This is a genomic window from Streptomyces sp. NRRL F-5122 (genome assembly GCF_001507435.1).
Classification (GTDB): domain Bacteria; phylum Actinomycetota; class Actinomycetes; order Streptomycetales; family Streptomycetaceae; genus Streptomyces; species Streptomyces lannensis.
This window is the reverse complement of record NZ_LMWH01000228.1, coordinates 367067-388855: the sequence shown is the minus strand read 5'-3', so window position 1 is coordinate 388855 and position 21789 is coordinate 367067. Positions and strand designations below refer to the sequence as shown.

At 72.1% G+C, this 21789-nt stretch carries 19 protein-coding genes; 7 read left to right on the top strand and 12 right to left on the bottom strand.

Annotated elements, in window-relative coordinates; all coding sequences use genetic code 11:
• Positions 1-358: 358 nt before the first annotated feature.
• Entirely contained in the window at positions 359-1993 is a 1635-nt protein-coding gene (locus tag ADL25_RS22665) for an acyl-CoA dehydrogenase family protein (RefSeq protein WP_059129585.1), read from the bottom strand.
• 122 nt (positions 1994-2115) lie between these two features.
• Here ADL25_RS22665 and ADL25_RS22660 point away from each other — a divergent pair, with 122 nt between their 5' ends.
• Positions 2116-3294, top strand: coding sequence for a YihY/virulence factor BrkB family protein (locus ADL25_RS22660; RefSeq protein ID WP_079050520.1), 1179 nt, complete (start codon positions 2116-2118; stop codon positions 3292-3294).
• Between the two features lie 150 nt (positions 3295-3444).
• On the opposite strand, the gene ADL25_RS49070 is transcribed toward ADL25_RS22660, so the two are convergent.
• Positions 3445-3624: a hypothetical protein gene (locus tag ADL25_RS49070; RefSeq protein ID WP_147318041.1), complete on the bottom strand. Its 180-nt coding sequence runs from the start codon at positions 3622-3624 to the stop codon at positions 3445-3447.
• 187 nt (positions 3625-3811) lie between these two features.
• On the opposite strand from ADL25_RS49070, the gene ADL25_RS22655 reads away from it, so the two are divergent.
• From ADL25_RS22655 to ADL25_RS22645, 3 genes are all read left to right on the top strand, one after another.
• Positions 3812-4771 (top strand): amidohydrolase family protein, encoded by a 960-nt coding sequence (locus ADL25_RS22655; RefSeq protein WP_234380997.1) that lies wholly within the window; start codon positions 3812-3814, stop codon positions 4769-4771.
• Between the two features lie 65 nt (positions 4772-4836).
• On the top strand, positions 4837-5493 hold the full coding sequence (locus ADL25_RS22650) for a ThuA domain-containing protein (RefSeq protein WP_059129582.1): 657 nt from the start codon (positions 4837-4839) through the stop codon (positions 5491-5493).
• A 193-nt stretch (positions 5494-5686) separates the two neighbouring features.
• Positions 5687-7312, top strand: coding sequence for a carboxylesterase/lipase family protein (locus tag ADL25_RS22645; RefSeq protein WP_199839193.1), 1626 nt, complete (start codon positions 5687-5689; stop codon positions 7310-7312).
• A gap of 31 nt (positions 7313-7343) precedes the next feature.
• Here the strand turns inward: ADL25_RS22645 and mmuM are convergent, their stop codons facing one another.
• Positions 7344-8282 (bottom strand): homocysteine S-methyltransferase, encoded by a 939-nt coding sequence (mmuM, locus tag ADL25_RS22640; protein WP_059129581.1) that lies wholly within the window; start codon positions 8280-8282, stop codon positions 7344-7346.
• Between the two features lie 381 nt (positions 8283-8663).
• On the opposite strand from mmuM, the gene ADL25_RS22635 reads away from it, so the two are divergent.
• Positions 8664-9473 carry an isocitrate lyase/PEP mutase family protein gene (locus ADL25_RS22635; protein ID WP_059129580.1) on the top strand — a complete coding sequence of 270 codons (810 nt, stop codon included), beginning with the start codon at positions 8664-8666 and terminating at the stop codon, positions 9471-9473.
• A 30-nt stretch (positions 9474-9503) separates the two neighbouring features.
• Here ADL25_RS22635 and ADL25_RS22630 read toward each other — a convergent pair whose 3' ends face one another.
• The 3 genes from ADL25_RS22630 to ADL25_RS22620 are packed head-to-tail and all read right to left on the bottom strand — an operon-like array spanning position 9504 to position 11181.
• Positions 9504-10091 carry a TetR/AcrR family transcriptional regulator gene (locus tag ADL25_RS22630; protein ID WP_059129579.1) on the bottom strand — a complete coding sequence of 196 codons (588 nt, stop codon included), beginning with the start codon at positions 10089-10091 and terminating at the stop codon, positions 9504-9506.
• Between the two features lie 41 nt (positions 10092-10132).
• Entirely contained in the window at positions 10133-10348 is a 216-nt protein-coding gene (locus ADL25_RS22625; RefSeq protein ID WP_059129578.1) for a DUF397 domain-containing protein, read from the bottom strand.
• The gene (locus tag ADL25_RS22620) at positions 10345-11181 is read right to left on the bottom strand and encodes a helix-turn-helix domain-containing protein (RefSeq protein WP_107116672.1); all 837 of its coding nucleotides are present in this window, start codon (positions 11179-11181) and stop codon (positions 10345-10347) included. The genes ADL25_RS22625 and ADL25_RS22620 overlap by 4 nt, the downstream gene beginning before the upstream one ends.
• Before the next feature lie 154 nt (positions 11182-11335).
• Here ADL25_RS22620 and ADL25_RS22615 point away from each other — a divergent pair, with 154 nt between their 5' ends.
• The gene (locus ADL25_RS22615) at positions 11336-11794 is read left to right on the top strand and encodes an ATP-binding protein (RefSeq protein WP_059129576.1); all 459 of its coding nucleotides are present in this window, start codon (positions 11336-11338) and stop codon (positions 11792-11794) included.
• Between the two features lie 159 nt (positions 11795-11953).
• On the top strand, positions 11954-13177 hold the full coding sequence (locus tag ADL25_RS22610; protein ID WP_059129575.1) for an MFS transporter: 1224 nt from the start codon (positions 11954-11956) through the stop codon (positions 13175-13177).
• Positions 13178-13195: 18 nt separating this feature from the next.
• Here ADL25_RS22610 and ADL25_RS22605 read toward each other — a convergent pair whose 3' ends face one another.
• The 6 genes from ADL25_RS22605 to ADL25_RS22580 all read right to left on the bottom strand — a co-directional run bounded on the left by ADL25_RS22605 (position 13196) and on the right by ADL25_RS22580 (position 21753).
• Complete coding sequence (locus ADL25_RS22605) at positions 13196-13990, bottom strand: ABC transporter permease (protein ID WP_059129667.1); 795 nt, start codon at positions 13988-13990, stop codon at positions 13196-13198.
• A 7-nt stretch (positions 13991-13997) separates the two neighbouring features.
• Entirely contained in the window at positions 13998-14801 is an 804-nt protein-coding gene (locus tag ADL25_RS22600) for an ABC-2 family transporter protein (RefSeq protein WP_059129574.1), read from the bottom strand.
• A 1-nt stretch (position 14802) separates the two neighbouring features.
• Positions 14803-15834 carry an ABC transporter ATP-binding protein gene (locus ADL25_RS22595; protein WP_107116671.1) on the bottom strand — a complete coding sequence of 344 codons (1032 nt, stop codon included), beginning with the start codon at positions 15832-15834 and terminating at the stop codon, positions 14803-14805.
• A 178-nt stretch (positions 15835-16012) separates the two neighbouring features.
• Complete coding sequence (locus ADL25_RS22590) at positions 16013-18874, bottom strand: glycoside hydrolase family 2 TIM barrel-domain containing protein (RefSeq protein WP_059129573.1); 2862 nt, start codon at positions 18872-18874, stop codon at positions 16013-16015.
• A gap of 213 nt (positions 18875-19087) precedes the next feature.
• Complete coding sequence (locus ADL25_RS22585; RefSeq protein ID WP_059129572.1) at positions 19088-20347, bottom strand: ROK family transcriptional regulator; 1260 nt, start codon at positions 20345-20347, stop codon at positions 19088-19090.
• Between the two features lie 158 nt (positions 20348-20505).
• Complete coding sequence (locus ADL25_RS22580; protein WP_059129571.1) at positions 20506-21753, bottom strand: D-arabinono-1,4-lactone oxidase; 1248 nt, start codon at positions 21751-21753, stop codon at positions 20506-20508.
• Positions 21754-21789 lie beyond the last annotated feature (36 nt).

Sequence of the window (21789 nt, the reverse complement as noted above, 5' to 3'; positions counted from 1 at the left end):
TCGGTGCCGTCAGCCCTTTCCGGACACGCAAACTCCGGACCGGTGTTGACGGTTGTTCTCATTTTGCCGTCTGCCCGTCACGGAGGGGCGCACTCCGGCAACAGTGAGCAGCAAGTTGCAACCTCTTGCAACCCTGGCGGACGGCCCACGGGTCATTGAAACTTGTGCAACGCCGCTCCGGCGGCGTCCGTGCTCCTTGAGGGGGGCCAGAACAAGCGGGGGTGGTGCCGTGTCGGCGCAGCACCACCCCCGCGATGCGCGACCGGGGGGACGCGCGAGACGTCACGGGCTGGGGGGAGCCCGTGACGTACGGACCCGGAGCAGCCGCGACAGTCTTGCGGGACATGACCGGAAGACGTCAGGCGACGGGCCTCGCCCGCTGCACCACGGTGGCCAGATCCAGTCCGTGCGGCAGAGTGCCGAAGGCCGAGCCCCAGTCGCCGCCGAGCCGCGAGGCGCAGAAGGCGTCGGCCACCTCCGGCGGCGCGAAGCGCACGAGGAGCGATCCCTGGAGCACCAGCGCGATCCGCTCGACCACGCGGCGTGCCCGCACCTCGACGTTCTCCCGTTCGGCCAGTTCGCTGAGCAGGTTCTTGGTCGCGGCGTCCAGTCGGTGGTCCGCGCCGCGCGCCCGGCCCACCTCCTGGAGGTAGGCGTCGAGTGCCTGAGGCTCGCGCTGGAGCGCGCGTAGCACGTCGAGCGCCTGGACGTTGCCCGCCCCCTCCCAGACGGAGTTCAGCGGAGACTCGCGCAGCAGCCGGGGCATGCCCGACTCCTCGACGTACCCGTTGCCGCCGAGGCACTCCGACGCCTCCACCACCAACGGCGTGCACCGCTTGGTCACCCAGTACTTCGCCGCCGGCACCGCGAGCCTGAGGAAGGCGCGCTCCTGCTCGCTCCCCTCGTCGTACGCCGCCGCGAGCCGCAGTGCGAGCGTCGTCGCTGCCTCCGACTCCAGGGCCAGGTCGGCGAGCACATTGCGCATCAGGGGCTTGTCGACGAGCTTGCCGCCGAAGGCCTCCCGGTAGGTGCAGTGGTGGATCGCCTGGGCCACCGCCTGCCGCATCAGCGCGGCGGAGCCGAGCACGCAGTCGAGGCGGGTGGCCGCCACCATCTCGATGATGGTGCGCACCCCGCGGCCCTCGTCACCGACCCGGCGCGCCCAGGTGCCGTCGAACTCGACCTCGCTGGAGGCGTTGGACCGGTTGCCCAGCTTGTCCTTGAGCCGCTGGATCCGGAAGACGTTGCGGCTGCCGTCGTCCAGCACACGCGGGAGCAGGAAGCAGGTGAGCCCGCCCGGCGCCTGCGCCAGCACCAGGAACGCGTCCGACATGGGCGCCGAGCAGAACCATTTGTGACCGGTCAGCTCGTAGGTCCCGTCCTCGGCGAGCGGCCGTGCCGTGGTCGTGTTGGCGCGTACGTCGCTGCCGCCCTGCTTCTCGGTCATCCCCATGCCGAAGATGACGCCCGCCTTCTCCGCGGCGGGACGCAGAGCCCGGTCGTAGACCGTGGAGGTCAGTCGCGGCTCCCACTCGGCGGCCAGCGCCGGGTCCGTGCGCAGGGCGGGGACGGCGGCGTGCGTCATCGACAGCGGACAGCCGTTGCCCGCCTCGGCCTGTGTCCAGAGCACGAACGCGGCGGCCCTGCGCACATGACCGCCCGGCCGCGACCACGCCGCGGTCAGGCCCGCGGCGACGCCCTTGCCGAGCAGCCGGTGCCAGGAGGGATGGAACTCGACCTCGTCGATCCGGTTCCCATAGCGGTCGTGGGTCCGCAGCCGCGGTGGATACTCGTTGGCCTGCGCCCCCCACTCCTGCACCTGGGCGGAGCCGGCGCTCCGGCCGAGCCCCGAGAGCTCGTCGCGGGCCTCGTCGAGGAGTGCGGGGTCGAGATGCCGCTCCACGGCCGCCGCAAGGGCACGGTCGGCGGTGAAGACGTCGTATCCGACCAGCGGCGGAGCCTGGTTGGTCACGGTGTGCGTGGTCGCTGCCATGAGCCGAACCTACCCTTCGGTACGCTCCCGGTCACCCGTCGCGCCGGGGAGTGCGTCACATGCTGCGGGGCCCGCCCCACCAGGAGATGAGTGGGGACACCGGCGACGGATACCGTTGAGGCGTGCAGTCAGCAGCAAGAGAGAACCCCGAGCGACCTCCAGGACGTCTCCACCGGGCGCGTGTCCTCTACCGGAACGTCTCCAAGCGCAGGACGGCCTGGCTGTTGCTGAAGGACACGGTCAACTCCTGCATGGAGTACCGAATCCTCGGGCTCGCGGCCGAGGCGGCGTTCTTCACGCTGCTGTCCGTGCCGCCGCTGCTGCTGAGCCTCATCGGACTGCTGGGCTACGTCGACGCCTGGACCGGCGCCGACACCATCCAGAGTCTGGAGAACAACCTGCTGGAGGCCTCGCGCACGGTCCTGTCCGACAAGGGCGTCACGCAGATCGCCCAGCCGATCCTGCACGACGTGATGAAGGGCGGCCGTCCCGACGTCATCTCCATCGGCTTCCTGTTCGCCCTGTGGTCGGGATCCCGTGCCGTGAACGTCTTCATCGACACGATCACGGTGATGTACGGGCTCGACGGCACCCGGGGCATCGTCAAGACCCGGCTGCTCGCCTTCGTGCTCTTCATCGTCGCCCTGCTGATCGGCTCGGTCGCCCTGCCCCTGATGGTGGCGGGGCCCGACGCGGTGGTGAACGTCGTTCCCTGGTCGACGACGGTGGTGCAGGTCCTGTACTGGCCGGTGGTCATCGTCCTGTCGGTCGTGTTCCTGACGACGCTGTACCACGTGTCCGTGCCGGTCCGGTCCCCCTGGGTGGAGGACGTGCCCGGGGCCCTGGTGGCCCTGGCGATGTGGGTCCTCGGATCCTTTCTGCTGCGTATCTACCTGACCAACACCATCGAGGGACCGACGATCTACGGTTCGCTGGCCGCACCCGTGGCCGTGCTGCTGTGGATCGGCGTGTCCGCCTTCGCGGTGCTGGTGGGTGCGGCCGTCAACGCGGCGATCGACCGGGTGTGGCCCGCCGCGGCCACGGCGGCCGCCCGAGCGGCGAACGAACGGCTGCGTCAGGAGCAGGCCGCGGAATACGTGGCCCGGGCGACTGCCCGCGCCGAGGATCCGGAGGACCCCGATGACCCCGACATGCCGTCGGAGTTCCCGGAGCGGTGGTCGCGCTTCCTGCCGCCGGAAGACGTCACGTCCCGCCTGCGGACGCAGGCCCGCGGTCCGCACCCGTCGCCGCACGGCGGCCCGCACCCGTCGCCGCACAAGGGGAAGGACCAGGGCGAGTGAGAGACGGCCGCGCCGTCCCCGCCCCGGGCACCGCCTCTCGGTGACCGCCCGCCGGGACCTGTGCGCCCTCACCGGCCGGAGCCCGCACCCGACGGCCGGCGCGCCGCGCGCGGCCGCCTCCTCCGCCGGTCCGACGGGAGGCGGGGATCCTCAGCCCGGGCCGAGCCGCGACGCCTCACCATGACCGTCGTCGGGCTCCGCGCCCGGTGGGCGAAGCGCCTCCTCGGCCACCTTGCGCCGCGGCGGTTTGTCCCCCGCGACCAGCCCGGCGGCACGCGCCAGCTCGGCCCTCAGCTGGTCGAACGCCACCGCCCCTGACAGTTCTCGCAACCTGCGACTCCTGCTCATACAACCTCAACGCGCCGACGCGCCCGGCCGTCACCTGGATGCGGCCGAATGGAGTACGTCCTTGCGGCACCACCGGCCCCTTCGCAACTGCGCGCGGGCCGCGGCCCCCACGTCATGGCGCTCGGGCCGCCGACTGGCCCGCGCCGCGCCGGGGACGTTCCCTGGAAGAGTGACACCGTTGCGCATCGACGTGCACGCCCATCTGTGGACCACGGAGTACCTCGACCGCCTCGAACGGCTGGGGAGGAGCGACACGGGCTTGAGGCGCGGAATCGGTGCCGAGGCGACCGAGGCCGATCTGGACCACCGTTTCGCGTTGATGGACCGGGCGGGAGTCGACCTGCAGGTGCTCTCCGTGGCGCCGCTGTCCCCGCATCTGGCGGCGGAGTCCGATGCCGCGGCGTCGGCCGGGGCGGCGAACAACGCCTACGCGGAGCTGGTGGCCCGTTTCCCGGGACGCTTCCGTGCCTTTGCCGCGCTGCCCCTGCCGCATGTCGACGCGGCGCTGCGCGAGCTCGCCCGTGCCTTCGACGAACTCGGTGCCGTCGGTGTGGGAGTCACCACGACCGTACTGGGCCGCACGCTCGCCGATCCGCTCTTCCACCCCGTCTACGAGGAGCTGGACCGGCGCGGCGCCGTCCTGTACATCCACCCGGCCGGCGAGGGCGGCGCCAGCCCGCTGATCACCGGGTACGGGATGACATGGATGGTCGGGGCCCCGGTCGAGGACACGGTGGCCGTCATGCATCTGATCCTCGCGGGCATTCCCGCGCGCTTTCCGCGGATGCGGGTCCTGGCCCCGCACCTGGGCGGTGCGCTGCCCCTGCTGCTGTGCCGCCTCGACGATCATGTGACTTTCGAGTCCCCCGGGACCGCCGAGCCGCCCTCGGTGGCCGCCCGCCGACTCTGGTACGACACGGTCAGCTACGCGCACACGCCGGCACTGGTCGCCGCGGTGGCGTCCTTCGGGGCGGACCGCCTGGTACTCGGCACGGACTTCCCGTACGAGGACGGGGAGGTCTTCCTGAGGGCCGTCGACCACATCGCCGGCTCGGGGCTCACCGAGGAGGCGGCCAGGGCGATCCTCGACACCAACGCGGCGGACCTGCTCGACCTGTCGGGGTCCTGACCCGCCCTCCCGCCGGGTCCGGTGCACACTCCGGCCGGTCATCGCCGGAGGGCTACGCTCGGCCGGTGACCTTCCGCGTTCTGGTGTACACCCGCACCGCCGACTACCGGCACGACTCCATCCCCGACGCCGTCACGGCCGTACGCGGCCTCGGAGAGGCCCATGGGTTCGAGGTCGACGCCACCGAGGACCCCGACGTCCTCGAGTCGCCCCTGGACGCCTACGCGGTGGTCGTCTTCCTTTCCACCAGCGGCGAGGTGCTGACCCCCCGGGGCCGTACCCGGCTCGAGGCCCGGCTGCGCGCCGGCGGTGGTTTCGTCGGCGTGCACGCGGCGGCCTGCACCGAGTACGACTGGTCCTACTACGGCGGGATGCTGGGCGCCCGGTTCGCGCGGCACCCCGCGTACCAGCCGGGGAAGGCCGTCGTCGAGGACCGTGGCCATCCGGCGACCCGGCACCTGCCCGCCGTCTGGGAGTTCACGGACGAGTGGTACGACTTCCGGGCGAGTCCCCGTGGTTCGGTGCGTGTGCTCGCCTCCGCGGACGAATCCTCCTACGCGGGCGGCGGTATGGGCGACGACCATCCGCTGGTGTGGTGCCACGAACACGGTGGCGGACGCGTGTTCTACACGGCGCTCGGGCACGCGTCCGAGGCGTACGCGGACCCGGACTTCCGGGCCCATCTCCTCGGCGGCATCCGCTGGGCGGCCCGGGCGGAGTAGGGGGTCCCACCGCACGTGCCGCCGGCCCGGTCTGCGACACCTCCCGGCGTCCGCGCGAGCCCGTCACGGACGCCGCAGCTCACGGGCGTGAGGCCGGGACACGCGGGCGCCCGGCCGTTGGGCGGTCCGCCGGCCGGGGAAAGTGATGTGATGCGGTGAACCGGGCAGTCCCGGCATGGGAGGAGAGAGCCGTATGGAGCGTGCGGACGAAGTGGCCGCGAACCCGCGAAGCCCGTCGGATCCCGTGGTCCGCACTCCCTACGGAGCGGTGCGGGGCCGGTACGAGCAAGGGATCGCCGTCTTCCGTGGAATCCCCTTCGCCGCCCCGCCCTTCGGCCCCAACCGCTTCCGCCCGCCCGTCCCGCCCGAGCCCTGGGACGGCGTCCGGGACGCGGGTGTGTTCGGGCCGACGCCACCGAAGCCGCCGTACTCGGAGGCCTTCGCGCGCTATCTGTCCGACCCGGTGGTCGCCGGCGACGACTGCCTCAACCTCAACGTGTGGACCCCGGAGCCCGGGCCGGGCGCCCGGCTCCCGGTGATGGTCTGGATCCACGGCGGCGCACTGACCCGCGGCTCCTCCGCCGTCCCCGTCTATGACGGCAGCGCCTTCGCCCGCGACGGAGTCGTCCTGGTCTCCTTCAACTACCGGCTGGGCGTGGAGGGTTACGGCCTCTTCCCGGACGCGCCGCCCAATCCCGGGCTGCACGACCAGCTGGCCGCGCTGGAGTGGGTGCACGAGGCGGTCGCCGCGTTCGGCGGCGACCCGGACCGGGTGACCGTCTTCGGCGAGTCCGCGGGCGCCATCAGCATCGGCGCCCTGCTGGCGGCTCCGCGCGCCCGGGGGCTGTTCCGGCGGGCGGTGCTGCAGAGCGGGCCGCCGGAGTCCACGGACCGCGACAGAGTGCGCCGCCTGGTACGGCGCATGGCCACAAGACTGAAGGTGCCGGCCACGGCGGCCGCCTTCGCCGAGGTGGACCGCACCCTGCTGGCCGACGTCCAGGCGGAGGTGGGCCGCCGGGCCAGCCCGATCCTCGGGGGGGCCGCCTTCGGGATCGTCGTCGACGGTGATCTGGTGCCCCGTGACCCGCTGGAGGCGCTGCTCGACGGTGTCGCCGGGGACATTCCGCTGCTCGTTGGCTGGACCAGCGAGGAGCACCGGCTGTGGCTCGCGCCGACCGGGCTGGTCGAGCGCATCGACCGGCTGGGTGCGGTCGCCATGGCCGGTGCGATGGCCCGCTGCCACTGCGGCCCCGACGTCCCCCGCGGCTACCGCAACGCCCGGCCGGACGACCCCGTCTCCGACCTGGTGGGCCAGATGGTGACGGACTATCTGCTCCGCCGCCCGCTGCACCGTCTGGCCGAGTCCCGGGTGGGCGACGGCCACGCCGCCGTCCACGTCTACGAGTTCGCCTGGCGGTCGAATCTCCCGGGGCTCGGCGCCTGTCACGCCCTCGAACTGGGCTTCGTCTTCAACAGCGCGGGAGTGCCCGAGGCGGAGAAACTGGCCGGCCCCGACGCCCCCCGTGAACTCGCCCACGAGATGCACAGGGCGTGGGTGCGCTTCGCGACGGACGGCGAGCCGGGCTGGGCCGCCTGGGACGCCACCCACCCGGTGCGGATCTTCGGTGGTGACGGTGACCCCCTCGTACGCGGCCACCGCGACGCCGAGATGGACCTGTGGGGGGCCGCTGCCACCGCGCCGCAGACCGCTCCCGTCCCCGGCGCGGGGAACGGGCCGCGGCTGCGGGGTGCGGTACCGCTGGCCGCGGTACGGCGGCTGCGCAGACCCGGGGGTGTGCGCCGCAGCGACATGGAGTGAACAGCGGCACGACCCGCGCCGGCCGCTGCGCTCAGCCGGCCGCCGGGTCCGCTCCCAGTGTCCGCGCGACGGAGGCGATCGCCGCGGGACCCACCCGGCAGCATCCCCCGATCAGCCGGGCCCCGGCGGCGCGCCAGGCCGTCACCCGGCTCGTGGTGAACGTGGTGCGGCCGTCCCAGGCGCGGGCCCGCGCGTCCCAGGTCTCGCCGCTGTTCGGGTAGACCACCACCGGCTTGCCCGTCACGCGCGCGGCCGTCTCGATCGCGGCCTCCACGTCCTCGGGCGCGCAGCAGTTGACGCCCACCGCGATCACCTCGTCCGCGTCGGCGGCGGGTGCGAAGGCGTCCTCCAGCGGCTGTCCGGCGCGCGTACGGTCGCCGGAGACGGTGTACGAAAGCCAGGCGGGCACACCGAGCCCGCGCACCGCCCGCATCAGGGCCGCCGCCTCGTCCGCGTCGGGGACGGTCTCCAGGGCCAGCACATCGGGGCCGGCCGCCGCCAGCGCCTCCAGGCGAGGACGGTGGAAGGCCTCCAGCTCGGCGACGCTGAGGCCGTAGCGGCCCCGGTACTCGGAGCCGTCGGCGAGCATCGCCCCGTACGGGCCGACCGACGCCGCCACCCACAGCGGTCGCCCGGCGCCCCCCGCTTGCGCCCGCTCCGCCGCCTCACGGGCCAGATCCACGCTCAGTGCGAGCAGCCCCGCGGCCCGCTCGCGGTCGATGCCGCGCGCAGCGAATCCCTCGAACGTCGCCTGGTAGCTGGACGTGATCGCCACGTCCGCCCCCGCCTCGAAGTACGTGAGGTGCGCCGTTGTGACGGCTTCCGGCAGCTCCGCGAGCAGCCGCGCCGACCACAGCGCGTCGCTCAGATCGTGTCCCGCCGACTCGAGCTGGTTGGACATGCCACCGTCCAGGACGAGCGTTCCGGAGGCCAGGGCTTCGGCGAGAGGAGGGCGGATGCTGCTGGTCATGTGCCGACGCTAGCCGAAGGGCCGAGGCCGGCGCCCACCGTCGCACGGCCACCCGACCCGGCCCTGCCCGGCCGGACGTCCCCGGCCGGTCGGCCCGAAGGCCGCGACGCGCCTGCGTGACGGGAAGTGGGACACCACGCGTACCCCCGTCAACGGCGCGACGGTGTACATGGGTCTGGTGCGCGACGCGCTGGTGCCGCAAGATCTGATACCGGAGGGTCTTTCACGTCAGGGCGGCCCTCACCGTGCGGACTGCGGCCTCCGCCCAAAGTCCCTGGGGCGTCCCGACCGGAACCGGGGCGCCCCAGGCCCACGCCGCCCGCGGCGGCCGCCGTGACACTTCGGCGGGCACCGAAGCGGCGACCCGTTACGTTCTGCCGTATGACCCACTCCGCACCGCAAGGGCCTGCCGAGGCCGTCACCGACTTCGCGGATCTGCACCGCGCGGGAGAGCCCCTGCTGCTGTCCAACGCCTGGGACCACGCCAGTGCGGCGGCCCTCGCCGCGGCGGGGTTCGGGGCGATCGGCACCACGAGCCTCGGGGTGGCCGCTGCCGCCGGGTTTCCCGACGGGTCCGCGGCGACCCGCGAGGCGACCCTGGACCTCGCCCGTCGCCTGGGCGGCGGACGCTATCTCCTCTCCGTCGACGCGGAGGCGGGCTTCAGCGACGATCCGCAGCAGGTGGCGCAGCTGGCCCATGCGTTGCGCGCGGCCGGAGCGGTCGGCGTGAACCTGGAGGACGGACTCGGCCCCGTCGAACTGCACCGCGCGAAGATCGCCGCCGTCAAGTCCGCCGTGCCGGACCTCTTCGTGAACGCCCGCACGGACACCTACTGGCTGGGCGACGGGGACCCCGGGGACACCCTGCGCCGCCTCGACGCGTACCGACAGGCGGGTGCGGACGGCGTGTTCGTGCCGGGCCTCACCGATCCGGAGCGCATCGCCGGCCTCGTCCGCCGCTTGGACGTCCCGCTCAACATCCTGTACTCGCCCGCCGGACCGAGCCTCGAGCGGCTGGCCGGACTGGGCGTGAGCCGCGTCAGCCTGGGCTCCCTGCTCTACCGCCGGGCCCTCGGCGCGGCACTGACGGCCGCCGAGGCCGTCCGCTCGGGGCACCTGCCCGGCGGGTTCGCTCCGTCGTACGACGACGTGCAGGCCCTGGTCCGTGCACGCCCGGACGCGGGGGCCTGAAGGAGCGACGGCCCGTCGTCGCGGCACGGGTCAGCCGTCCTGCCGTTCCTTCTCGCGGGGCCAGTGCTCCAGCGCCCTGTGCAGGGCGTCTACGGCCTTGGCCCAGGACACCTCCACATCGCGGGGCGCGCCGAAGCCGCCGGCGGCCTCGAGCATGCAGAAGCCGTGGAACGTGCTGCGCAACAGGCGTACGGCGTCGGTGAGGTCGGGCTCGTCGAGTCCGTAGGCGCGCAGCATGCCGTAGGTGATTTCGGCGGTGCGGAGCATGGCGGGGGAGTCAGGGACCAGCGACCGGTCGATACGGATCTGCGTGGCCGCGTACCGGCCGGGGTGCCGGCGCGCATAGGCGCGGTAGGCGTCGGCGAAGGCCGTCAGCGCGTCCCTGCCCGCTCTCCCCGCGACCGCGACGGCGATGTGGTCGATCATCTCTCCACCGGCGAACAGGGCGAGCCTGGTGCGCAGATCCTGCATGTTCCTGATGTGCGAGTACAGGCTCGCGTCCTTGACCCCGAAACGCCGCGCCAGCGCGGACATGGTGACGTTGTCGTAGCCGACCTCGTCCGCCAGTTCGGCTGCCGCCGAGACCAGACGCTCCGCGCTCAGACCGGCACGGGCCATGGACCACCCTCCCCGTGAACCTGGAGCTCCTCGGAAAGAGGCTAGTACACGTAGCGCACGTCGGCGGCGGTGCGGCCCCGCGCGGCGAACCCGAGGAACTCCGACCAGGCGGCGGCGGAGAGGGTGAGCCGGGGGCCGCGGGTGTTCTTGGAGTCACGGACGCGGACGGTGGTGGGGCAGAGGGACACCTCGACGCAGTCGCCGTCACCGCTGCTGCTGTAGCTGCTCTTGAACCACGCCGGCTCGGTGGTGCTCATAGCGCTCCTCGCATCCGTTCCAGCAGACTCCGAGAGTCGCCTGGGGAAAGGGCCTGTGAGCGCAGTTTCGCATAGCGCATGTGGAGGACACTGATCGATTTCGGGTCCGTGAGGAACTGGCCGCTCCGTTGTCCTTCGCAGTAGCCGAACCATTCGTTCTCCGGGGTCTCCAGCAACTGGATGGGACCGGCCAGCCCGGCATGGGCGCCGAGCGTCATGGGCAGCAACTGCAGTTCCACATTGCGGGATTTCGTCAATTCCAGGAGATGATCGAGCAGTTCACGCGTTGCCGCCCTCCCGCCGGTCTCCCGTCGGACGACGTATTCCTCGACGATGAAACTGAACGCGGTGTTCGGACGTTCGGCGAGCAGACACTGACGTGCCTCGCGGGCGGCGAGTTGAGCCTCGATCTGCACATTGCTGAGCACCGGTACCTGCTCGTCGAAAAGGGTGCGCGCATACGCCTCCGTCTGCAACAACCCCGGCACCAACCGGTTCTCGAACGTGTAGAGGCCGATGGCCTGTTCCTCCAGTTCCGCCCACTGCCGGAACCAGGACGCCAGTCCCCTCTCCCGCCCCACGTGCTTGTACGCCCCCTTGAGCGCACCGAACGCGTCCAGGACGTGTTCGGCCCGTTCGACGAACACGCGGGGCGGGAAGCGCCGCCCCTGCTCGATCGACGCGACGGTCGACGGCTGGTACCGCACCAGCGGCGCGTACTCCTCCTGGGTGAGTCCCGCACGTTTGCGGAAGGCCTTGTGGACCTCCCCGAAGCCTTTCAGACTGTCGGACGGCTCCGGCTCGTTCGTGGTGCCGATGGTCCTGTCGGTCATGCCGGGAACCCCCGAGTGCCCTGGTGCCAACCCCGCCAAGTCCCCCATGGTCACGCACCGTTACCCACACTGTCCACGTCCTGAACCCGTACGGTGCGTCCCGTACGAGTGCCGTACCTGGTTAGACGCCCCTGACCTCGGGGAGCGTTGAGCCATGCACGCCGAACCGCGGCTCCAGGAGCCGGTCACAGTACGTACGTTCACCCAGCTTTTCAGCTGCACGCCACGAGGCGCCCGGCTCGCCCGCAGACTGGTCGCCCACCGCATGGATGTGTGGGGGTTCCCGTACGACGGGGATGCGGGGGAGAACGTGGAACTGGTCGTCGCCGAGCTCGCGGCCAACGCCGTGCGGCATGGACGGGTGCCTGGGCGCGACTTCCGTGTGCGGCTGGTTCTGCGTGACGGAGTCGTGCGCGTCGAGGTGGCCGACGGGCGCACGGAGCGGCTGCCGGTGCTGCCGGAGCGGGGAGGCGGGGAAGCGGGACACGGGCTGCTGCTCGTCTCCGCGGTCGCCGAGCGGTGGGGCGTCGAGCCCCGGCCGGGCTGCGCGTACAAGGTGGTCTGGGCCGAGGTGCGGGTGTGGCAGCCCCGCGTCCCCGCCACCCGGGCGTGACGCCGGGAGGTGCGGGCGGTCGTGGCGAGGAAGCAGATCATGGCGAGAACAGTCCGCAGACACGGGACCCCGACCGTGGTACGTCTTGATCGTCCATCCGGCCCGGGGTCCCGGGCCGCACGGTGACACGGGGATGCGGGGGAACAGCCGGTGGGCAGGATGCGACCGCGAAGGGCGGACCGGGACTTCCGGATCTTCTGGGCCGCGCAGACCCTCTCGGTCCTCGGGGACTCCTTCGCCCTGATCGCCCTGCCGCTGCTCGTGCTGGAGGCGACCGGGTCCGTGGCGCGGATGGGCCTGCTGACGGCGGTCGGCGGTGCGGCGTCCGTGGTGGCCGGGGTCTTCGCCGGAGTGGTGGTCGACCGGGTGGACCGCAGAAAGCTGCTGATCGCCTGCGATGTGGTCCGTATGCTGCTGTACGCGGTCGTCCCTCTCGTGTGGCTCGCCGGGCCGAGGGTCTGGCTGCTGTACGCGGTGCTGCCGCTGTGCGAGGCCGTCGGCATGGTGTTCTCGGTCGCCTATGTCACCGTCGTGCGCGGTCTGGTCGACACCGAGGCGATCACCGCCGCCAACGGCCGGCTGAACGCCACCGCTGCGGCGGCGGGCGTGGCCGGCCCGCTGGGCGCGGGCGTCGTGGCCGCGTGGGCGGGACCTGCGGCGGCCGTCGCGGTGAACGCGGCGAGCTTCGGGGTGTCGGCACTCTGCCTGGCCTTCGTACGGTTCGGGCAGGCCGTCCCGCCCGAACAGGCGCCGGGCCCCCAGGGGTTGTGGCGGGACCTGCTGGCCGGCGCGTCCTTCCTGCGGCGTCACCCCGTACTGCGGGCGCTGACCGTGCTGCTGGCCCTCTTCAGTTTTCTGGAGCTGGGCCTGAACGATCTGCTCATCTACCACCTCAAGCACGATCTCGGCCAGGGCGACGGCGCGGTGGGCACGGTGCTGGCGGTGGGCGCGCTCGGTTCGATCACCGGGGCGCTGCTGGTGGCCCGGATCCGGCGCAGGCTCGGTTTCGGCCCCACCTGGATCGGCGCGGTCGCCGTCTGCGGCTGTGCGCTGGCCGGCATCGGCTGGGCCCGTGACGTACCTGCCGTCGCCGTCCTGACGGCGGTCTTCCTCGGCGGTGTCGGCGTCGCGGGGACCTGCTCCATGTCCCTGCGGCAGCAGGTGACCCCCGAGCATCTGCTCGGCCGGGTCACCTCCGCGTTCTGGACGATCCACTACTCGGCGGCGCCGATCGGCGCCGCGGTGGTCACCTGGGCGGCCCAGCACCACGGCACGGCGGCGGTGGGCGCCGTGGCCGGGGCCTGCTGCGTGGGCGTCGCGGCACTGGCCCTTCCCACACCGGTACGGTCGCGCCGGCCGGAGAGGGCCACCGAGGCCGCCTGAGCCCGGCCCGCGGAGCCGTCAGCCGTTCACCCCCGTGTAGTGGCGAAGGCTCCACCGCCACAGCAGCCGCGCCCCCAGGTACGCGAGCACTCCCACCAGCGGCGATCCCGCCGCCAGCCAGTAAGGGGCGCCGGTGCCGTGGCCGGTCAGCACGGCCGCCGGGAAGTACGCGACGAACGCCAGCGGAAGCCCGTACGTCAGCAGACCCCCCACCGCCTTGGGCAGCACGTTCAGCGGGTAGCTGCCGAAGGTGCCGAGCAGTTCCTCCAGCCAGTTGCCCCAGTAGTCCGCCGCCGGGAACCGCAGCGAGGCACTGGCGACCGCCGTGAACAGCGCGGCCTCCAGCAACATGCCGCCGAGGATCGCGGCGATCAGGTACGTGACCCTGCCCGCCGTCCAGTCGAGGTGGCTGCGGCCGAGGGCGCCCGCCAGCAGGCCCGCCGCGACCGCCAGGTCACCGATCGCGTTGGTGGGGAAGGAGTCGAGCTGGACCTGGCGGTGGACCGGGAGGGGGCGGAGCAGATACGCGTCGATCTTCCCCTCCTGGATGTGCCGGCCGAGGCCGTGCACCCGGCCGAGGAGGAGCACGAACAGACCGTGCGCCATCATCCTGGTGGCGGGGATGAGGAGCACGTCCGAGCTGTCCCAGCCGCCCATCCCGCTGAACCGGGTCAGCAGCACCGTCGCGAACACGATCACCGAGACCTGCCAGACCGCGCCGATCGCGATCATCATCAGGAACTCGGCGCGGTACTCCAACTGGGCACGGAAGTTGAGCCGTGTGATCCGCCAGACGACACGCAGGGCGTTCATCGACATCTCAGCCCCCCTGCGAGATCACGCGCCGGGCGGCCCGCCGCCACAGCAACCGGGTGAACAGGGCCAGAGCCACCACCCAGGCGGCCTGCACGGCCAGTTGGACGCCCGCCTCGGACAGCGGGATCCTTCCCACGTACAGGGACAGCGGGACGCTCAACGTCGCCTGGAACGGCAGGAAACCGCTCATCGTGACGAACCAGTGGGGGAAGAACCACAGGGGCGCGTACACCCCGGACAGCAGGTTCTGGGCGAAGACGAGGATCAGCAGCGCGGCGCCGTTGCGCAGGGTCCAGAAGCACAACTGGTCGATGACGAGCATGACGTAGTGCAGGACCCACTGGCCGAGCAGCAGACTGAGCGCGAACACCCCGGCCACCGCGGCCGATCCGGGCGGCTCCACCACACCGGCCGGGAGGCAGACGGCGTACCCGGCCAGCGCCCAGGCCAGACCGTAGAGCCGTTCGCCGAGTGAACGCAGGGCGTAGTAGCGCTGGGGCGGCAGCGGCCGCAGATACCAGTAGACGATCGTGCCGTAGTGCATGTGCTGCATGACGGTGTCCCGGCCCGTGTACTGGTCCAGTTCGCGCAGCCGGGAGGCGAGCACGGCAAGCACCGCGTAGGTGACCGTCTGGTCGCGGCCGAGTCCGCCGGTCGTGCCGGTCGCCGCGTACAGGCCGCGCCACAGCGACGCGACCAGCACGACCTGTACGGTCAGCCGCAGCAGGGCCGCGGTGACACGGGGTGGGCTGTGCAGTTCGCCGAGCGGGGTGACGCGGGCGGCGCGCCAGGCGTGCAGGACTGCCATCTCAGACCTCGTCCGCCCCGGGCCCGGCCTGGACGTACGCCGCGCGCATCACGTCCTCCAGGTCGGCCTCGTCGATCGCGAGATCCGTCAGTTCGTACCGCTCCACGATCTGCTTCAGGGCCTGGTGGACCGTCGGGGCCCCGGGACCCTCGGGGCCGAAGACGGCCTGGGGCCCCTCTCGCCGCAGCAGCGCGATGCCCGGCAGGGGTGCGACCTCGGTGTGCGGATCGGCCGGCGTCACCCGCACCTGCCACGTCGAGCCGAACGTGCGGCGGATCTCGTCCAGGGTGCCGTCCAGGACCAGCCGTCCGTGATTGATCAGGACCACCCGCTCGGCGAGCCGCTCGACCTCGGTCATGTCGTGCGTCGTCAGCAGCACTGTCCGGCCGCGCTCCTCCACCTGGTGCCGCAGGAACTCGCGCACCTGTTCCTTGACCACCACGTCCATGCCGATCGTCGGCTCGTCGAGGAAGACCACCTGTGGGTCGTGGAGCAGCGCCGCGGCCAGGTCGCAGCGCACCCGCTGGCCGAGGGAGAGATGGCGAACGCGGGTGTCCCAGAAGGAGGAGAGCTCCAGCAGGTCGTCGAACTCCTTGAGCCGCGTGGCGTGTTCGGCTCTCGGCACCTCGTAGATGTCGCGCAGGATCGAGAAGGACTCGCGCACCGGCAGGTCCCACCACAGCTGGGTGCGCTGGCCGAACACCGCGCCGATGTTGCGGGCGTTGCGCTGCCGGTCCTCGTACGGCACCACGCCCGCGACCCGCGCCACGCCGGAGGTGGGGGTGAGGATCCCGGTGAGCATCTTGATGGTGGTCGACTTCCCGGCGCCGTTCGGTCCGAGCAGGGCGAGGAGCTCACCCGGGGCGACATCGAAGGTGATGCCCGAGACGGCGTGCTTGGCCACTCGCTCGGGGTTGACCAGAGACCGGAGCGCACCCCCGAACCCGGGGCGGCGCACGGTGGTTCGGAACGTCCGCGAAAGGCCGCGGACCTCGATGTGGTGCGCGACCGGCCTCGCGCCACTGCGGGTCACTGGACGAACCTCCGGGGGACAGCGGGTGCTGGGTTCATGCTGCGGGCCTCCTGGTCCGTCGGATCAGCGGATATCGGTCCGGACGTGACCGCGGCCGGCCGGCCGAAGACTTCCCCGGAACGTGCCCGGAGGGAGCTCTTCTGCCGGACGGCCGCGAACGGCATCCGGACCCTGTCGGTCAACCGGCTTCGGAGAACACGAAGGAGAACTCCGCCGGCTCGGCCGCAAGGAAGTACTGCGGCAACGGGCCCGGGCCGCACGACTGCGAGCCGATGCCGTGCTGCCCGTGGTCGAGGTTGACCCAGACCGTGTCGCCGGGCACGAGATCGGTGAGATGACGGGCGGCGTCGAGTCGCTCGTTCGTCCAGCGCCGTGCGCTGAACCAGAACTCCGGGTCGCCCTCGATCCTGAGGCCGCCCAGCTCCGCCCAGCGGACGTCGGCGCGGGCGCCGTTCTCCTGGGGGCGGACGTACGGGGTCTGCAACCCGTCGACCGTGGACTCCCAACGGCGCAGTTCGCAGGCCGCCCTGGTGTCCGGGTACGCCTCGCCGGGTCCGCCGCCGAACCACCGCACACGGTCCGCGGCGCCGGACAGTCCGAACCGCACTCCGAGCCGTGGCAGCGGCACCGTCCAGTCGCCCTCCGGAGCCACGGACACGGTCAGCCGCAGCCGGTCGCCGTCGGACGTCCAGCGGTACACCGTGGCGAGGCCCACCTCCCGGGCGGCGGGCGCCACCCGGGTCCGTACGGTCAGCGCGTCGCCGGTCGGCTCCACCGCGTCCAGCCGGTGCCGCATCCGATGCATACCGAGCTTGCGCCAGGCCGGACCGTGCCGGACGTCGGACTGCCAGGGCGCGCCGTCGTCGTTGTCCGTGGTCGCCCGCCACACGTCCAGGCGCAGGCCGGTCACGTCGACCGTCCCGATGGACATGAGCGCCCCGGTGCGGGCGTCGAACGAGGCCGGACCGAGGGTGATCCGGCCGTCGCCCGAGCGCGGGGCACCGCTCGGCACCACGCGGACCGGCGGCCGTGCGGAGACGGGAAACTGACCCCATGCCACCTGGTGGCCCGCCGATCCCCACGCGGTGTCGGACGCCAGCAGCGCCCGTACCGTCCATTGCGTCTCGCCACCCCCGGCGTCGGGCGGCTGGGGCAGCTTCACATCGGCGGACTCGCCCGGTCCGAGTGGGGGTACCGGCAGCCTCCCCGACTCGACGTCCAAGCCGTCGACCTGGAAGGACCAGACGAAAGCGAGTGCGGACAGGTCCGCGAAGTCGTACGCGTTGCGGACCCGCACGGTTCCGTCCGCTGCGTCGCCCTCGAACCGGATCGGTTCGATCACTTTTTTGTACTCGACCAGCCCCGGTGACGGCTTCCGGTCGGGGAAGAGCAGCCCGTCGCAGACGAAGTTGCCGTCGTGCAACTCCTCACCGAAGTCGCCGCCGTAGGCGAAGCCGTACCGCTCGTCCTTGATGCCGTGGTCGATCCACTCCCAGATGAAGCCGCCCTGGAGCCTGTCGTACGTCTCGAAGAGCCGCTGGTAGTCGGCGATGCCACCGGGGCCGTTGCCCATGGCGTGCCCGAACTCGCACAGGACCAAGGGAAGTTCGCGACGTTTTCCGGTGCCGCCGTCCAGTCCCTGCCCGATCCGCTCGACCTCCTCGTGGAAGGCGTACATCCGCGAGTACATGTCGGTGTCACGGCAGTCGATGTCGCCCTCGTAGTGCACGAGCCGCGAGGCGTCCCGGTGGTGGATCCACTCGGCCATCGCCGTCAGACCGCGGCCGGTCCCGGCCTCGTTGCCCAGGGACCAGATGACGACCGAGGGATGGTTCTTGTCGCGCTCGACCATGCGGGCGGCCCGGTCGAGCAGCGCCGGGGTCCAGCGGTCGTCGTCGACCGGGTTGTCCCGCCAGGCCTGCTCCACGAAGCCGTGGGTCTCCAGATCGCACTCGTCGATCACCCAGAGTCCGTAGGTGTCGCACAGCTCCAGGAAGGCGGGGTGCGGCGGATAGTGCGAGGTGCGCACGGCGTTGATGTTGTGCCGCTTCATCAGGAGCACGTCCTCGCGCATGGTCTCCGGGTCGAGGGCGCGGCCCTTCTCCGGATGCCATTCGTGCCGGTTGACGCCCTTGAAGAGAAGGGGCGTTCCGTTGACCTTGATCAGCCCGTCCTCGAGGACGACCGTGCGGAAACCGATGCGCAGCGGCACCCGTTCGCCCTCGGTCGCCAGCACCCCGTCGTACAGTCTCGGGGTCTCCGCGGTCCACGGCTCCACGGGGACGGTCACGGACTCGCCGGTCGCGACATCGATGTCGAGGGCGGGCACCGTGACCCGGCCGTCCACGTCCGACTCGACCTTCAGCGTGCCCTCGCCCGTCGTGTGGTCGTAGGAGGCGCGCACGAAGAAGTCGACGACGCAGCCCGCGGGGCGGTGCAGCAGCGTGACGTCCCGGAAGACACCGGGCAGCCACCACTGGTCCTGGTCCTCGAGGTAGGAGCCCGCGGACCACTGGTGCACCCGGACCGCGAGCACGTTCCCGCCAGGCTGGAGCAGATGTCCCACGGCGAACTCGTGCGGCAGCCGGGAACCCTTGAACTCGCCGAGGTCCGTCCCGTTCAGCCAGACGCGGGCGCAGGACTCGACCCCGTCGAAGCGCAGCACGGCGCCGCCGTCCGAGGGCCAGTCGGACGGCAGGTCGAAGACGCGCAGATGGTCACCGGTCGGGTTCTCGGTCGGTACCCGCGGCGGGTCGACCGGGAAGGGGTACAGGTGGTTGGTGTAGATCGGGGAGCCATGGCCCTGGAGGGCCCAGTGGCCGGGGACCGCGATCTGCGCCCAGTGCCCCGCGTCGAACCCGGGCTCGGCGAAGGAGTCGTCCTCCGCGTCGGCGGTCCGCGACAGTCGGAAGCGCCAACTGCCGTTCAGGGAGAGGGACGCGGCGTCCGAGGACGCGTACCAGGCACGCGGTGGCAGGGCACCGGTGCCCGGCGAGACGTCCTCGACGTAGTCGACGGCTGTCGTGGTGCGGATGGACATCGGTCTCCTCCTTCAGCTCGTGATGCCGGTCGGTGCGACCTGGACGTCCGGGCACCGGAGTCCTGGCCTGTGGTGAGGGCCGCGGGTGCGACGGCGCCGCCGTGGCGGGCGGCGGGGGCCGCGGAGCGCCGGTGACGGTCGTGCGGTGGCGGCCGGGTGGGGACTCTGCGGGTGGTCGTGCCTGCGGGTCTCAACGGTGCATCCCTTCCGTCGTCATGAGGACGGTGCGGTGCGGCTCCTTGGCGTGGCGGGTCGTCCGACGGTTTTGACGTGTCCTCTGCGCGGCGATCCGAGCGCCCCTTCGAGGGCGAAGGCCGCGGCTCCGAGGCACACCGGGTCGGTTTGGACGGGGGAAAGGACGATCTCGGTGACGGCGAAGGGCCGGCTGAGCGCATGCCTGCCGACGGCGGCGCGCACCTCGTTCAGCAACGGCGTACCGAGTGCGGCCGCGACCCAGCTGCTGAGCACGACCACCTCGGGGTTGAGGAGATTGACCAGGTCGGCGATCCCCGCGCCGAGGTAGCGGGCAGTGGTCCTCAGGACCTCGAGCGCGACCGGTTCCCCGGCGGTGACACCTTGGGCGAGCGCCTCGATCGTGGCGGTCTGGTCCTCGGGGTGCAGCAGCGGGCTGTGCGGGCTGAGTTCCCGCAGGTTCGTCATGATGCCGGGAGCCCCGACGTAGGTCTCGACGCAGCCGTGGTTGCCGCAGTGGCACGGGCGCCCGTCCAGGACCAGTGTTGTATGGCCCCACTCCCCGGCGCTGTTGCTGACGCCCCGGTGCAGTCCGCCGCCCAGTGCGAGCCCGGCTCCGACGCCGGTGCCCAGATTGACGACCACCGTGTCCCCACGCCCGCGGGCCGCCCCGAACCACAGCTCGGCGATCGTGCACGCGCGCAGCGGGTTGTCCAGGTACAGAGGGTGGGCGATGTGCCGGGCGAGCAGTCCGAGCAGCTGTACCTCGTGCCAGTCCCAGTTGGCGGCGTACACGCAGACGCCGCGGTCGCGGTCGACCTGGCCCGGCACGCTGACGCCCACGCCCAGGACCCGGTCGCTTCCCACGCCGGCCCGGGAGACCACCGTGCCGACGGCAGCGGCCACATGGGCGGCGACCTGTTCCGGGCGCTTGCCGCCGGGCTCCATCTCCTCGCCGGCGCGGGCCAGCATGCCGAGCGCCAGATCGAACAGCTCGACGCGGACATAGGTCTCCGCGATGTCGACGCCGATCAGCGCGCCGCCCGAGGGGTTCACGGCGATCAGTCCGCGTGGTCTGCCGCCCGCCGAGTCCTCGAAGCCGACCTCGGTCAGCATGCCGAGGTCGAGCAACTCGCCGACGAGGGTGGCGACCGTGGCCAGGCTGAGTCCGGTGGCGGCCGCCAGCTCCTGCCGGGAGGTGGGGGAGCGGGCGATGATCTGGCGCAGCACCTCGTACCGGTTCGCGGTGCGGATGTCGCGTGACGTGGACTTGGCGGACACGTCCCCTCGGTCCCCCCTCGGGTCATGCCGGGTCCCGGTGCCTCGGCGCGGCGCGAGCCTATGTCCGGGCAGCGCTTTCTACAAGGGGTTAGGAAAGGGGGTGTACGAAGTCTGCCGGCCGCCGGTGACTCACCTCGGCCGGCTCACCCCGGCCGCCCTCAGCGCAGCCCCAGGGCGTCGCGGACGAAGGCGTTGCGGAACTTGCCCGCCGGGTCCAGCTCCGCGGCCAGTGCCGTGAAGTCGCCGATCCGCGGGTAACGTCCCCGGAGCGCCGCGGCGGGCACGGTGAAGACCTTGCCCCAGTGCGGGCGCGCGTCGAAGGCCTCCAGCACCTCCTCCACCCGCCGCACCACCGGCAGGACGGCAGCGGTGTCCTCGACCCAGGTGAAGTGCACGGCGACCGTGTCCCGCCCGTAGGCAGGGCTCAGCCACTGCGCGTCCGCGGCGACCGTGCGGACCTCGCAGGTCTGCAGCACGGGCGCGACCGTCGCGCGGATCGCGTCCAGGGCGCGCAGCGCGTCCAGGGCGTACGGGCGCGGCAGCAGGTACTCCGACTGCAGTTCGGCGCCGCTGCTCGGTGTGAAGTCCGCGCGGAAGTGGGGGAGCCGTTCGTGCCACGGCCCGGGGACGCCGAACTGCTCGGTGCAGTTGACCGCGGGCATGCCGGGCACCGGGTGCAGCGCCTCGGTGGCGGGCGTGGCCCAGGGGAAGTCGGGCAGCGGCCGGTCGGTCCGCCGCTTCAGCCACACCTGCCTGAAGCCGGGCGCCCGCCAGTCGGTGAACAGGCTCACGCTGTACGCGCTCGCCGCCACGGTGTCGAAGTCCGGTCCCTCCAGGGGGAGCTCCGTGAAGACGTACTGCTCGACCTCGTAGTCCGGCTCCAGGTCCAGGGTGAGCGCGGTGACCACACCGAGTGCGCCGAGCGAGGTCACGGCGCCGTCGAAACGGTCGTCCCCCCGGCCGATCCGTACGCTCGACCCGTCCGCCGTGATCAGCTCCACCTCGCGTACGGCCGAGGCGAGCGAGCCGTTGGCGACGCCCGAGCCGTGCGTGCCGGTCGCCACCGAGCCCGCCACCGAGATGTGGGGCAGAGAGGCCATGTTGTGCAGGGCGAGACCGTGTTCGTGCACCACGCGAGCGAGTTCCGCGTAGCGGACGCCGCCGCCGACGCGTACGGTGCGGGCCGCCGTGTCGACGTCGACCTCGGCCGGCAGCGCGGCCAGCGAGAGCAGGACCCCGTCGGCGCCGGGCTCGGCGATCTCGTTGAAGGAGTGCCCGCTGCCCAGCACCCGTACATGGGTGCCGTCCGCGACGAGAGAACGCAGCGCGTCGATCGAGCGCGGGCGGTGCAGCTCCTTGGCGGCGTAGGTGATGTTGCCCGCCCAGTTGGTCACGGTCCCGGTCATGGCCCTCGTCCCTCCCCGTGGCCCGGAGAGCCACGA

Coding starts and splice junctions, on each gene's coding strand:
- ADL25_RS22645 (WP_199839193.1), top strand. CDS start 5,687: ATGGAGCGTGCGGACGAAGTGGCCGCGAACCCGCGAAGCCCGTCGGAT.
- ADL25_RS22590 (WP_059129573.1), bottom strand. CDS start 18,874: ATGTCCATCCGCACCACGACAGCCGTCGACTACGTCGAGGACGTCTCG.
- mmuM (WP_059129581.1), bottom strand. CDS start 8,282: ATGACCAGCAGCATCCGCCCTCCTCTCGCCGAAGCCCTGGCCTCCGGA.
- ADL25_RS22635 (WP_059129580.1), top strand. CDS start 8,664: ATGACCCACTCCGCACCGCAAGGGCCTGCCGAGGCCGTCACCGACTTC.
- ADL25_RS22625 (WP_059129578.1), bottom strand. CDS start 10,348: ATGAGCACCACCGAGCCGGCGTGGTTCAAGAGCAGCTACAGCAGCAGC.
- ADL25_RS22615 (WP_059129576.1), top strand. CDS start 11,336: ATGCACGCCGAACCGCGGCTCCAGGAGCCGGTCACAGTACGTACGTTC.
- ADL25_RS22600 (WP_059129574.1), bottom strand. CDS start 14,801: ATGGCAGTCCTGCACGCCTGGCGCGCCGCCCGCGTCACCCCGCTCGGC.
- ADL25_RS22610 (WP_059129575.1), top strand. CDS start 11,954: ATGCGACCGCGAAGGGCGGACCGGGACTTCCGGATCTTCTGGGCCGCG.
- ADL25_RS22580 (WP_059129571.1), bottom strand. CDS start 21,753: ATGACCGGGACCGTGACCAACTGGGCGGGCAACATCACCTACGCCGCC.
- ADL25_RS22605 (WP_059129667.1), bottom strand. CDS start 13,990: ATGAACGCCCTGCGTGTCGTCTGGCGGATCACACGGCTCAACTTCCGT.
- ADL25_RS22630 (WP_059129579.1), bottom strand. CDS start 10,091: ATGGCCCGTGCCGGTCTGAGCGCGGAGCGTCTGGTCTCGGCGGCAGCC.
- ADL25_RS22665 (WP_059129585.1), bottom strand. CDS start 1,993: ATGGCAGCGACCACGCACACCGTGACCAACCAGGCTCCGCCGCTGGTC.
- ADL25_RS22620 (WP_107116672.1), bottom strand. CDS start 11,181: ATGACCGACAGGACCATCGGCACCACGAACGAGCCGGAGCCGTCCGAC.